This window comes from Chitinophaga rhizosphaerae (assembly GCF_003958645.1).
GTDB lineage: Bacteria > Bacteroidota > Bacteroidia > Chitinophagales > Chitinophagaceae > Chitinophaga > Chitinophaga rhizosphaerae.
On sequence record NZ_RXLO01000001.1, the window covers coordinates 98,311 to 112,654 of the forward strand.

Below are 14,344 nucleotides of genomic sequence, written 5' to 3' on the forward strand. Positions count from 1 at the left end.
TCGCTTTGTTTAACAAATAAATATCCCTAGTTTTCCCCCTTCTTAACAACAGAATTATGCCTGCATTACAGCAAACCAAAATTTGGCTCGCCGCCATGGCGGGATGCATTTGCATCTGCTCCACGGCCGCGGCGCAACAACCAGAATCCCGCTACAATGCCTACGAAGCCTTCAACCCGGTGTTCTATCCCGAAAACGGCACAGAAGAGCGCACCGCCAGCGGCCGCCCCGGCGCCCGGTACTGGCAGAACGGCGCAGATTACAAGATCAACGTTACGTTCGACGATGTGAAGGAAACCGTTTCCGGCACCGTGATCATCACTTACAGGAACAACAGTCCTGAAAACCTGCCATTCCTCTGGCTGCAGCTCGATCAGAACATTTACAAGCTTTCGTCGCGCTCCGTATCCGCCACTTCGCCTATGGGCGGCCGCTGGGCCAACCGCAATTTCGAAGGCGGGTACAACATCACCAACGTGGCCCTGCTGCAAGCGGGCAGATCGCAGAAAGCGGAATTCGACATCAACGATACCCGCATGCGCGTGGAACTGCCGCAGGCGCTGAAAGCCAATGGGGGCACGCTCCAGCTGCAGGTGGATTTTTCGTTTGCCATTCCGGAATACGGGACAGACCGCATGGGCATCCTCAATACGAAAAACGGCCGTATTTACGAGATCGCGCAATGGTATCCGCGGATGTGCGTGTTCGACAACGTACTTGGCTGGAATACGCTGCCCTACATGGGCCAGGGCGAATTCTACCTGGAATACGGCAATTTCGAATATAACGTGACGGCGCCTGCAGCGCACATCGTTGTAGGTTCGGGCGAACTCCTCAATCCTGCCGAAGTGCTCACGCCCACGCAGCTCGCCCGCTGGAAACAGGCGGCAGCGAGCGATAAAACCGTGATGCTGCGCGAGCTGTCCGAAGTGAAAGATCCCGCATCGCGCCCGGCCAAGGAAAAACTGACCTGGAAGTTCCGTTGCGCCAATACCCGCGACGTGGCCTGGGCCGCCAGTAAAGCGTTCATTTGGGACGCAGCGCGCATCAATCTGCCCGCAGGTAAAAAAGCGCTTGCCATGAGCGTGTATCCCGAAGAAAGCGCCGGCGATTCCGCCTGGCGCCGGTCTACCGAATTCGTGAAAGGCTGCATCGAGCATTACTCCGAAAAATGGTACCCCTACACCTATCCCGTTGCCGTAAACGTAGCTGGGATCGTTGGGGGGATGGAATATCCCGGCATCGTGTTCTGCTCTTCCCGCTCGCAGAAAGGCGGACTGTGGGGCGTAACCAACCATGAATTCGGGCATAACTGGTTCCCCATGATCGTAGGCAGCAACGAAAGACGGTTCGGCTGGATGGACGAAGGTTTTAATACCTTTATCAACGGGATTGCCAACAGGGCATTCAATAAAGGGGAGTTCTATCACCCGCGCGACCGCCATTCCATGGCCCGCATGATGTTTTACGATTCCGCCGCTGCCATTCTGCACCGACCGGACGTGATCAGGCCCATGAGCTACGGCACTCTCGGATACTACAAACCCGCTGTAGGCCTGGAGCTCCTCCGCGATGTGGTGCTCGGTGAAGAACGGTTCGACAAAGCCTTCAAATATTATATCGACAACTGGGCGTTCAAGCACCCTACCCAGTGGGATTTCTTCCGCGCCATCGAGAACAGCGCCGGCGAAAGCCTGGACTGGTTCTGGCGCGGCTGGATCATCAATAACTGGAAAGTGGACATGGCCGCCGGTAGCGTGCTCCAGCGCAACGATTCCACCACCGCCATCCAGGTGATCTGCGTGGAAAAAGCGCCGATGCCCGTGACCGTGGAGATCAGGGAAGCCGACGGCAAAACCGCCCGCGTGGATTTGCCGGTGGAAGTTTGGCAAAACGGCGGGGTATGGACGTTCCATCACCTCTCCAAAAGCAAGGTGGTGGCCGTTACGGTAGACCCCGACAAGGTGCTGCCCGACGTTAACCCCGCGAACAATACCTGGAAACCGGCCCCCTGATAACAGGAGCCTGCAATAATTCCGAAGCGCCCCCGGCCGGGGGCGCTTTTTTTCGCCCATTATTTCATAAATTACAGTAGTTCCACGATGTTCCATGTTAAAGAAACTACTGATCACGCTATGTCTCGCCGCGAGCTGTTATGCCAATGCGCAACAGCCGTCGTACCCCTTTTCCAGCCTTAACATTCATCATGGCCTGAGCAATAACCAGGTCAACTGTATTTATAAAGACGACCGAGGGTTCCTGTGGTTCGGCACGCTCGGCGGCCTCAACCGCTACGACGGTACCAATTTCCGCGTCTTCCGCCACATCTTTTCCGATTCACTTTCCCTTAGCGACGATTACATCATCGCCCTGTTTTCTGCGCCGGACGGCCGCATGTACGTGCGCACCCGTAATGGCGACAATGTGTACGATCCCCGCCGCGAACAGTTTTCGCAGGCTGCGCCCTGGCTACGTCAGCGCGGGTTACCGGAAACGGGGCTCACGTCCATGCTCATGGCGGGAGACACCTGCTGGGCGGCGTATGCGGATGCTGGATTGTTCCGCACATTGCCCAACGGCCGTGGCACAAGGATTACGCTGCCGGTACGGCCGGGCGCGCAGATCGTGGACATCCGTCGAGAAGACGAAAAAAACCTGCTGCTCCTTTGGTACGACGGCGCCCTGACCCGCATCGATCTTGGCAGCGGCCGCACCATCTGGCATTCCGAATCGCTTTGTGCAGACGTTACGCGCGGGAATTTACCGCTCGCATTGTTCGTCGACGCACAGAAAGATTGCTGGGTATACCGGCCTGGCATCGACTTTGGCGTATTGTACTTCCGGCCGTCGACCGGCGAGAAGCGCATCGTGTCGCGGAAATCGGGCATCCTTAATAATGATATCGTCAACAGCGTCATCCAGGACGACCATGGATTGATCTGGATCGGCACCGATCATGGCGGCGTCAACATCCTCGATAAAAACACGTTCAAGGCCCGGTTTTTCGTGAACCGGCCCGAAGATTCCAAAAGCATCGCGGAAAATGCGATTTATGCCTTGTATAAAGACCGCCAGGGCATTGTGTGGTGCGGAACATACAAACGCGGACTGAGTTATTTCGCGGAGAATAAAATGAAATTCGCGCTGCACGACAGCAAGCACGGCGATCCGCTTTCCTTGCCATACAACGATGTGAACTGTTTCGCGGAAGATAAGAAAGGCAATATCTGGATAGGGACGAACGGCGGCGGATTGATTTATTTCGACCGGAAAACGCAACGCTACCGCCAATACCGGCACAAACCGGGCGATGAGAACAGCCTTAGCAACGACGTCATCGTAAGCCTCCACATCGATAAGTGGGACCAGCTCTGGATCGGGTATTATTTCGGGGGGATGGGCTATTTCAGCAACGGGCGCTTCACGCATTACCGCCATTCCCCCAAAGACGCGAACAGCCTGGCCAACAAAACGGTCTGGAAACTCTATGAAGACCGGCGGAACAATTTCTGGGCGGGCACCCTGGGCGGCGGGCTCGACCGTTTCGACCGCGGAAACGGGATTTTCTATCATAACAATGTGGACATGGCCAATTCTGTCCATTCCAACTATATCACCGCCTTCGCCGAAACGCCCGCCGGCGACCTCTGGATCGGAACGGCCTACGGCATCGATGTGCTCGATAAATCGAAAGGTATTTTTGTGCACCTGTTGCGCAGCACGCATCAGCTCAGTAACGACAACGTTACTTCCCTGCATTGCGACAAACAGGGCCGTATGTGGGCCGGAACCCGCGAGGGGCTTAGTTATTACGATCCATCCACCCAACTCTTCCGGACGTTCCGGATGGAAGATGGGTTGCCGGACAATACGATCGTCAGCATCCTGGAAGACGATCACGGTTACCTTTGGGTGAGCACGACTCGGGGTTTGTCGCGCATCCGTGCCACAGGGGAAGGAAGCGCGCTGGCCATTTCCTGCAGGAATTACGACGAGCAGGATGGTTTGCAGGGCAAGGTGTTCAACGTCAATGCCGCACTGCGGCTGAAAAGCGGGGAAATGCTGTTTGGCGGGGCAGATGGTTTCAACCTTTTCAACCCGGCGGAGATACGTGAATCGAGGACCCCGCCGGCATTGGTCTTCACGGGATTGCAACTGTTCAACAAAACGATCGCGCCGGGAGAGAATTTCCGTGGCCATACCGTGCTGGGCGCTTCGCTCCCGGAAACGCAGCAGATCGAGTTGCGGTACAATGAAAATGATTTTTCGGTCGATTTCGCTTCGCTGAATTTCCGGCACGCGGACAAGAACCGGTATGAATACAAGCTGGAAGGCTTCAACAAGGAATGGATGCTGACCGACGGCAAGACGCGCCGCATTTCCTATACCAATATTAATCCCGGCACCTACACATTACATGTACGGTCGTCGCCGGAAGACGGGAACCCCACGGGCGGAGGCATCTCGTTGCAGATCAGGATTTTACCGCCATGGTGGGCTACCGGTTGGGCTTACACGTTATATGGGGTATTGCTGGTCGCGGCCCTGTACCTGGGGCGGATGGGCATTATCCGCAGGGCGCACCGCCGTTTCGCCCTGCAGAACGAGCGCCGCGAAGCCCAACGGCTCCATGAGCTGGACATGATGAAGATCAAGCTGTTGACGAACGTCAGCCATGAATTGCGGACGCCCGTTTCCCTCATACTTTCCCCCATTGAGGATTTTATCCGGAAATCGGACGATGAGGGCGACCGAAGGCAATTCCAGCTGATCCGGCGGAATGCGCGGCGCCTCCTCAACCTCGTGAACCAGCTCATGGATTTCCGGAAAATGGAAATGCAGGAACTGCGGACAGACCCGCTGCCGGGCGAGCTCACGAGCTTCCTGCGCGAAGCGGTGCAGTCGTTTTCCGACCTCGCCGAGCGAAAAGGCGTTTCCCTGCATTACGCCGCCAGTCAGGAGCCGGTGTACGCCCGCTTCGACCACGACAAGCTGGAGCGTATCGTTTTCAACCTGCTTTCCAACGCATTCAAGTTCACGCCGGCAGGCGGGAAAGTTGAGGTTACGGTGGACATATCCCCCGGTCCGGAGCGCGCCTGGCTGGAGCTTCGTGTACGCGATACGGGGATCGGTATTTCGCCCGACCGGATCGGCAAAATTTTCGACCGGTATTTCCAGGCGGATCAGCGCAGCGCGTTCGTTAGCCCTGGCAGCGGCATCGGGCTGGCCATCACCCGTGAGTTCGTGACCATGCAACAGGGGACCGTGGTGGTGGAGAGCGTTCCCGATCAGGGGAGCTGCTTTACCGTGCGGATACCGTACCAGCTCGTTTCCGCCGATGCGAAAGCGGAGATTACGGTGCCGGCGGTGCCTGCCCCACCAACCGGCGACCGTTCCGCCGCACCGCGGAAAGGCAAGCGCAAACCGACGGTTTTGCTGGTGGAAGACACGGAGGATTTCCGTTTTTACCTGAAAGAGAACCTGCAACAATATTACCAGGTGCTGGAGGCCGCCGACGGCGAATCCGGATGGCAGAAAGCTTTGTCGGCCCAACCGGATTTGGTGGTAAGCGATATCACGATGCCCGGGATGGACGGGTTGAGCCTTTGCCGGAAAATCCGCGCCAACGCGCGCACGCGCCACATCCCCGTGATCCTGTTAACGGCCATGGGGGAGGAAACGGTGCAGTTGGAAGGGCTGGATGCGGGGGCAGACGATTACCTCGTGAAACCCTTCAGCTTCGAGATCATGCTGTCGCGCGTGCGCAACCTGCTCGAAAGGAAAGCGCCGGTGCAATGGGTCATCCCGAAAGACGCGGAGCCCGAACAGCTGTCGGCCGACGAAAAATTCATGCAGCGGGCATTGGAAATCGTGGAGAAGCATCTTTCCGACGCCGATTTTTCGGTGGAAGCCCTCAGCCGTGAACTGCACATGAACAGGGTTTCTGTTTACAAAAGAATTTACGCCCTTTCGGGCCAGCCACCCATCGAATTCATCCGTTCCGTGCGTTTGCGCCGAGCGGCCGATCTGCTTTCGAAGACGGAAATGAACATCGCCGAGGTGGCGTATGAGGTAGGATTCAATAACCCCAAATATTTCGCGCGTTACTTCAAAATGGCCTACCACATGCTGCCTTCGGCCTATGCAACAGCCATGCGGAAGTCCTGAAGGCAACAAATCATACCCGTGGAATTAACATTTTAACCCTCCGGTGGCAACATTCCCGACCCGGATTATAAACATTGCGGTACCCTGCCTCCCGAAGATTCGGGATACTTTTATCCTGCCCTCCGGATGAGGGCCCACGTTTACAATAGTCAACCAAATCAAACGCGCATTTCATTCCACTTATTAACATTCTACGTATGAAAAAAATCAGTTTAGCGGGCAAGCCGAGCCCGGCCTGGTGGATGTTCCTCTGCCTATGGCTGACCCAGGTAACGGTACTTGCCCAAAATCCCCCGGACCAAAAACGTACCATCACCGGCATGGTCACCGACCGCGCTTCGCGGCAACCCATACCCGGTGCAACGGTGGCCATCAAGGGCACTACGCAGGGCGTGGCGGCCAATAACGAAGGCCGCTTTTCCATCTCCGCGAAAACGGGAGACATCCTCCTGGTCTCATTCATCGGGATGACGTCGCAGGAAATCCGCATCGGCAGCGCTTCAACCTACAACGTTTCCCTCCAAACCGACAGCAAAACACTGGACGATGTAGTGGTAGTGGGATATGGGAAGATGAAGAAGACCGACCAGAGCAGCGCCCAGGTATCCGTTTCCGCCGCAGACATCGGGCGAACGGTCAATACCACCATCGATCAGGCGCTACAGGGCCGCGCTGCGGGCGTTTATGTGACGCAGAACTCCGGTCAGCCGGGCGGCGGCGTATCGGTCGTGATCCGCGGGGTGAATACGCTCAGCGGCACCAACGAGCCGCTGTACGTGATCGATGGGGTGCAGATCCAGCCGGCTACCGTGTCTTACGGCAATACGAGCTCGATGAACCCGCTGGCGGGGATCAACTCCAATGATATCGAGTCCATGGAAATCTTGCAGGGGCCGTCTGCCACGGCGATCTACGGTTCCCGCGCCACCAACGGCGTGGTGCTCGTAACCACCCGCCGGGGCAGGCAGGGGCAGATGAAAGTAGGCTATAATTATATGTATACGCTGCAAGACAAACCTACGGAAGTGGCAACGCTCAACCTCCGGCAGTATGCGATCATGAACAACGAAATCGCCGCACTGCTGGGCCGGACGCCCACCCCGGAATTCGCCAACCCTTCGGTGTTGGGAGACGGTACCCGCTGGCAGAAAGAACTGTTCAAAACCGCGCCCCTGCAGCGCCATCAGCTCACGGTGAGCGGCGGCACGGAGCGCACCGGTTACTACCTCTCGGGGGAATATTTCGACCAGGATGGCGTGGCCGTAGGGTCCGACTTCAAACGGTACAGTTTCCGGCTGAATATGGATAACAAACTTTTCAAATGGCTGACGCTCAACACCAGCGTCAATTTTTACCAGACGAAGGAAAAGTTATCGTCTACCAGCGAAGACGTGATCCGCAACGCCATCAACCTCGCGCCCAACGTGCCCGTGAAGAACCCGGACGGCAGCTGGGGCGGCGCTACGGAAAATGAATTCGGGACGAACGCGCGATATGCGCCCCTCAACCCCGTGGCCATCGCCAACCTCATCAGCAACAACCTGAAAAGGACCGGCGGGATGGGCGGCCTTTCGGCAGAAGTGAACATCATCAAAGGACTGACGTTCCGCACGAGCTTCAACGGCAACTTCGAATACTTCGATGGCGTGAAGTTCACGCCCACTTACCGGCTGGGTTTCAACGTCAACGAAAAAGCGAGCATGTCTGTCCAGAATAACCGCAATTTTTACTGGAACCTCAACGAACTGTTGCAATACAATACGAATATCGGCAAGCACGCCATCAACGCCATGGCGAGCCATGAAGCCCAGGCATGGAACAATGAAGGCTACAGCATCACCCGCGTGGGATTTGCCAGCAACGAAATCCCGTCCATCAACCTCGGAGACGCGCAGGGGCAGACCACGGGCGGCTTTAAGGGATCCGGCGCGCTGGAGTCCTGGCTCGGCCGTGTGATTTATACCTACGACGAAAAATACATCCTGCAAGTGGCGGGCCGGGCAGACGGTTCTTCGAACTTCGGCGCCAACAACCGCTGGGGCTACTTCCCCTCGGCATCCGCGGCCTGGCGGATTTCGCGCGAGCCCTTCATGCAGGCCGTGCCGGTGATCAGCGACCTGAAGCTCCGTGCGGAATGGGGAACTACCGGCAACAGCGGCAGCGGCGGCGCGCAGTTCAGCTCGCTGTCGTCCGTAACAACCCCATGGGGCGCAGGTTTCCGCACGGGGCAATACGGAAACGCCGACCTGAAGTGGGAATCCACCGAAACGAAAAACATCGGCCTGAATATCGGGCTGCTGAAAGACAGGATCCAGATCGAAGCGGATTATTACGTCCGCAAAACCGACAACCTGCTCATGCCCAACCCGCTGCCCGCCTATATGGGCACCCAGGGAGAAGGGGCCATCAGCGCGCCTATCGTCAACATCGGGTCGATGGAAAACAAAGGGTTCGGGGTCACGCTGAACACAACCAACATCAACCGGAACAACTTCACCTGGAAAACCAATTTCAATATCTCGTCTTTCAGGACGAAAATCACGAAGTTCTATTCCGACGCGGCTTTTCTCAGCAGGAGCGCATGGTATATGAACAATTTCACGGCGCGCTCGTCGCTCGGACAGGCACCGTGGATGTTCTGGGGGTATGTGGCGGAAGGGGTTTTCCAGTCGGAGGATGAAATCCATAAAAGCCCCATCCCCACGCAATCCGACGGATCGCCGCTGCCCATCCAGAAAGACGGCGGCGTGTGGGTCGGCGATATCAAATACAAAGACCTCAACGGCGACAAGAAAATCGACTCCCGCGACCAGACCTTCATCGGCAACCCTTGGCCCAAGCTCACGTTCGGGTTAACCAATTCGTTTTCGTGGAAGGGATTTGATCTGAGCATTCTGTTGACGGGCGCATCCGGGAACGATATCTACAATTATGTCCGTTACAGCAATTCCAATCCCAACAACATCAACCTGGGCCGCAACCTTATGTCGGAAGCGTTCGATTATGCGCGCATCGTGCAGGACGGCAGCGGGAAAGATGTACTGTCGAACCCCGGAACTTCCGTACCGCGCATCGTGGGCACGGATGTGAACGGGAACGGCAACCGTTTCACCAATTTATTTGTGGAAGATGGTTCCTACATCCGCATCAAAAACGTGACGCTGGGTTATGTGCTCCCGTCGGAATGGCTGAGCCGCCAGCGGGTGGTGCGTTCCGTCCGCTTTTCGATCGGGGCGCAGAACCTGCATACGTTCACGAAGTATTCCGGTTTCGATCCTGAAGTGGGAGCATACCTTGGCAAGGAAGTGCAGCTCAACAGCCAGCTGATCGCCGTAGACGCAGGCCGGTATCCGCTCACCCGTATGTATAACGCAGCCGTGGCGGTTGATTTTTAAGCACCAAAAATTCCGAATCATGAAACAACACATTTTCAAATATATGCTCCTCCTCGGCTGCGGCGCGCTCCTGGCGTCGTGCAGCAAGGATTTTTTGAACCGTCCGCCGGAAGACGCCATCGTGGACGTGAATTTTTACCAGACGGCAGACCAGGTGCTGGCGGGAACGGCGCCGCTTTACAACGTGGTATGGTTCGCTTATAACGACAAGGCTTCGCACGGGATCGGTGACGGGCGGGCGGGCGTCCTCATGTCTGGCTCGTACCAGGTGGAGAACATCCGCATGCAGACGACCGACGTAACGCCGGAAGTGTATAGTTCCTGGACGGCCTTTTTCAATGTGGTGGCGCAATCCAACATGGTGATCTACAACGTCACGAAGTATACGGCGCCCAGTGTCCCGGAAACCGTGAAGCAGATGGGGATCGCGGAAGGGAAGTTCATGCGGGCGATGGCTTATTATTACCTCGTACAGAACTGGGGGCCGGTGCCGGTGATCACGGATAACAATACCCTGTTGACAGACACCTCCGTGGCAAGGAATACCGTGGAAAGCATCTGGGAATTCATTATCCGGGAGTTCCAGTTCGCGGCAGACAATCTGCCCGCAACTCCCGCCCAGAAAGGCCGCGTGACGAAATGGGCGGCCAAGGGAATGCTCGCGAAAAGTTACCTCACCCGCGCGGGCCTCGCCGGGAACGGGCAGCGCAACGCCGACGACCTCAACAAGGCGAAAGCCCTCGCACAAGACGTTATCGCCAACAGCGGCGCGCGATTGATGGCCAATTACGAAGATCTCTTCCTCACGAAGAACAACAACAATTCCGAAAGCCTCTTTGCGCTGCAATGGAAATACGACGGTGACTGGGGCACGCAAAACAGCGTGCAGGCGTTCCTGGCTTTCGGTTCGGAGATCACCGGCTTCGGAGACGGATGGGGCAGCGATCTGGGCGCTTCGCTCGACCAACTGCGGCTCTATTCCCCGAACGATAAACGGCTGAAAGCTACGTTCATGCTGCCCGGCGCACATTATTCCTACATCCACCAGGCGGTAGACGATCCCGCCAATCCCGGTAAAAAGCTCATCCAGGAATTGCAGGTGCCCTGGAGATGGGTGGGCACGGAAAGGTACAATACAAGGGCCTGGGTGAAGAAATACGTCGTAGGCCGGCCGGAAGATAACGACGGCAAAGTGACGCAGCAACATACGGAAATCAATACCTATATGTTGCGGCTGGCGGATGTGTACCTCGTGTACGCCGAAGCGGCGCTGGGCAATGGGGCTTCCAAGAGTGAAGCGCTGGCGCTCCAGTATTTCAACGCCCTCCGGAAAAGAGCGAACGTGGGTGAAAAAACGGTGATCACAGCAGACGATATTTACCGCGAGCGCAGGCTGGAACTGGCCATGGAAGGGCAGGCCTGGTATGATCTGGTACGCATGTACTACTATGCGCCCGCAAAAGTGCTGAATATGATCAAAGACCAGGACCGCGGTACCTATCGCATAGTCCCCAATTCGGAGCTCAACGCCACTTCCTGGCAGATCACGTCAGACGAGGTGGCCAAATATCCCGTAACGGCGGGCAACTTTTTCCTGCCCATTCCGGCGGTAGAATTGTCGGCCGCCCCGAATCTCCGGAAACCTCCCGTTCCTTTCAAGTTCTGATCCACCAAAAACGAAACTCATGATGCAAAATATCCGATTGCTGCTGGCTGGCCTGATGATCGCGCTGCTGGCCGCCTGTACCAAAGACGACGGTCCCTCGGGCCCGCCGGTCATCCACCGCGTGTCGCTGCTCGATTCCTCAAAAATGGACAGTGCATTCGTGCGCGCTTTGCCTGGTGCGCTCATTCTGATCACCGGCGAAAACCTACAGGGCGCAACGCAGGTCCTGTTCAATAATTTCGATTCGTATTTCAACCAGGCATACAATACGAATACGCATATCATCATCAATATTCCGGAAAACGCTACGACGGAGGCCACCGACCGGAATGTGCCGAACGAGCTCCGGATCAGGACGGACCGTGGCGATGCGGTGTTCAAATTCACATTGGAAATCCCTCCGCCGGCAATCGCCCGGATTAGCAATGAAAACGCATTGCCGGGGGATTCGGTGCTCATATTCGGTTCGAGCCTGTGGCTGATCAATAAGATCACCTTGCCGGGGAACCGCGAAGTAACGCAATTCAACGCCAATCCGGAAGGTACGCGCGTCGGGTTCGTACTGCCTGACCTGGGAGCGGATACGGGCCGGTTGTCGGTAGTGGCCAAGTACGGGACGGCCGTATCCGACGGGCCGTTGAACGATCACCAGAGCGGCGACGTGATCAGCAACCTTACAGACGATGGAGAGGCGGGAGAAGCGCCCCGTTTAAATTGGGCCTGGTGGGGAGCAGACCGCATCAACGACGCCACCAAATTCCCCGGTACGCGGGGCTTCTACCTCAATTGCGTTTTCGGCGGCGTTGGCGAGAACAACGGCGCCTGGTGGGATGGGGGACGATCCGGCAATTTCAACGAAACCGTTTTGTTCACCGACGCTATCCGCACCAAACAGGCGTCCGATTACGCGCTGAAGTTCGAAGTCAATACAAAGGAACCGTGGACCACGGCAGTCTGCGTACTGCGGTTCGGCGAGAATTTCGCGGTGCGCTGGAAGCCCTGGAGCTCCCTGCCCGGCAATTCTTTCCATACCGAAAATACCTGGACCACCGTAACCGTGCAACTTTCGGCATTCAAGACCATGGCAGACGGGGTGGAAGGCACCGGCGCCAACGCAGCGTCGATGGGTGAGCTGGTGGCCGCCGGGGGGAAAGTGGCATTTACTTTCAGGATGGTGTCGGAAGACAAACCCATCGAAGTTTTTAACGCAGCATTCGACAATTTCAGGATCGTCAAGATTAAATAGGAATGAAAAATACGGTAAGAGGGATCTGTTTATGGAGCATGATAGTTTGCACGTCAATCGGCTGCAACAAAAAGTCGGGCGACCGTGTCAACAATGGCGGCGGTGGCGACGGCGGAGATACTACCGGTCCGGTGGCGTCGCCGAAAGACCCGCCCACGGCGGCAACTATCGGATTTTTTATGGATGGCTGGAAGGAGAAAGCTTTCACGGCGCCGGCTTTCATCGAGAAGGCGCCGCCGGCTAACGGTTCGGTCGTTGTTTCGGCCGACGTGTCCAAAATCCTCACCAAAATCCCGCCCACGATGTTGGGCAACAACGCGAATATTTACATGACGCAGATGGTGACGGAACCGAAGCTGCTGCAACAATTGCGGCTGCTTCGCCCGGGCCTGGTGCGGTTTCCCGGCGGGAACATCAGCAGCATCTTTTTCTGGAACGCCGCCCCCGGCCACGCGCCGGCCGATGCGCCGCCTCAGCTCGCGGATGCAGACGGTACCACGAAGCCCGCGGGCTACTGGTTCGGCGGTAATGCCGACGGCTGGACGATGAGCACGGCCAATTATTACGCCATGCTGCAGCAAACCGGCAATGAAGGCGTGATCACCATCAACTACGGATACGCGCGGTACGGAACCGGCGCCGATCCTGTGGCGGCGGCGGCGCACCTCGCGGCGGAATGGGTACGGTATGATAAAGGGCGTACGCGGTACTGGGAGATCGGGAACGAAAGCAACGGCACCTGGCAGGCCGGATACCGTATCAACCCCGCCACCAACCACGACGGACAACCTGCCATCATTACCGGCGAATTGTACGGCCGCCACTGGCGTGTGTTTGCTGATTCCATGCGGAAAGCGGCGGCTTCCATCGGCCATACGATTTACATCGGCGCGCAGCTGCTGGAGCACGATCCGCCCACCTGGGCCACGGCTACAGACAAAAACTGGAATGAAGGGGTGTTAAAGGAAGCGGGCGCCACGGCCGATTACTACATCGTGCATAGCTATTACACGCCGTACAATACGAATTCCAATCCGCCCGAAGTGCTGGCTTCCGCGGAAGCCGTTTCCAAAGCGATGATGGAACACTTGAGAACGACCGTCCAACGCAATGGTGCGCCCCAGAAACCGGTGGCTTTGACGGAATGGAACATTTTCGCGGTGGGTTCACAACAGATGGTGTCGCAGGTGGCGGGGATGCATGCGGTGTTGGTGGTGGGAGAATTGTTGCGGAACGGATTTGGGATGGCTTGCCGGTGGGACCTCGCCAATGCCTGGGAAAACGGTAATGACCACGGGCTTTTCAGCCAGGGGGAACCGGCTTCCGGCGAAACCAAATGGAATGCGCGGCCGGCGTTTTTCTACCTGTACTATTTCCAGCAATGCATGGGCAACCGGTTGGTGGAAACGCAGCTGCCGGCAAACAATCACAACATCAATGCTTATGCTTCCACTTTCAGCAGCGGCCACGCCGGCCTGGTTATCGTGAACCGGGCGGCAGCCACGCAGACGGTGGCTGTAGACCTGAAAAACTTCCGGGCCGGCGCGCGCTATTATTGGTACGAGCTGACGGGCGGCGATGGGGTAAGTCATTTTTCAAGAAAGGTATTTGTGAACGGAAACGGGCCAACGGGCGTTGCCGGTGGGCCGGACGATTCGGGGAGCGTGAAGGCCTGGTCCGCCAAAACGAAGGATGGGCTTCGGTTTACGTTGCCACCGATGTCAGTGGTATTCATCGTGGTTGAGCGTCAGTAGTACAACTCGATGCTACGTGTTATGTAATCATATACGCCGCTGTTTTCAGCGGCGTTTTTTGTGGTGGTAGGTCAGTTTGATATTCAATGGATAGGAGACGAACAGGGTTGCAGTA

The 14,344-nt window shown here is 56.8% G+C and carries 6 protein-coding genes; all 6 read left to right on the forward strand.

What is annotated here, in order from left to right:
* The first annotated feature begins 56 nt into the window (after positions 1-56).
* The 6 genes from EJ361_RS00425 to EJ361_RS00450 all read left to right on the forward strand — a co-directional run bounded on the left by EJ361_RS00425 (position 57) and on the right by EJ361_RS00450 (position 14,229).
* Entirely contained in the window at positions 57-2,015 is a 1,959-nt protein-coding gene (locus EJ361_RS00425) for a M1 family metallopeptidase (protein WP_240646505.1), read from the forward strand.
* Positions 2,016-2,109: 94 nt separating this feature from the next.
* Positions 2,110-6,168, forward strand: coding sequence for a hybrid sensor histidine kinase/response regulator transcription factor (locus EJ361_RS00430; protein WP_126243372.1), 4,059 nt, complete (start codon positions 2,110-2,112; stop codon positions 6,166-6,168).
* A 197-nt stretch (positions 6,169-6,365) separates the two neighbouring features.
* Positions 6,366-9,563, forward strand: coding sequence for a SusC/RagA family TonB-linked outer membrane protein (locus EJ361_RS00435; protein WP_205686898.1), 3,198 nt, complete (start codon positions 6,366-6,368; stop codon positions 9,561-9,563).
* Between the two features lie 19 nt (positions 9,564-9,582).
* Positions 9,583-11,229 carry a RagB/SusD family nutrient uptake outer membrane protein gene (locus EJ361_RS00440; RefSeq protein WP_126243373.1) on the forward strand — a complete coding sequence of 549 codons (1,647 nt, stop codon included), beginning with the start codon at positions 9,583-9,585 and terminating at the stop codon, positions 11,227-11,229.
* 19 nt (positions 11,230-11,248) lie between these two features.
* Positions 11,249-12,475: a glycan-binding surface protein gene (locus tag EJ361_RS00445; RefSeq protein ID WP_126243374.1), complete on the forward strand. Its 1,227-nt coding sequence runs from the start codon at positions 11,249-11,251 to the stop codon at positions 12,473-12,475.
* Between the two features lie 38 nt (positions 12,476-12,513).
* Positions 12,514-14,229: an alpha-L-arabinofuranosidase gene (locus EJ361_RS00450; protein WP_240646506.1), complete on the forward strand. Its 1,716-nt coding sequence runs from the start codon at positions 12,514-12,516 to the stop codon at positions 14,227-14,229.
* The last annotated feature ends 115 nt before the right edge of the window (positions 14,230-14,344 follow it).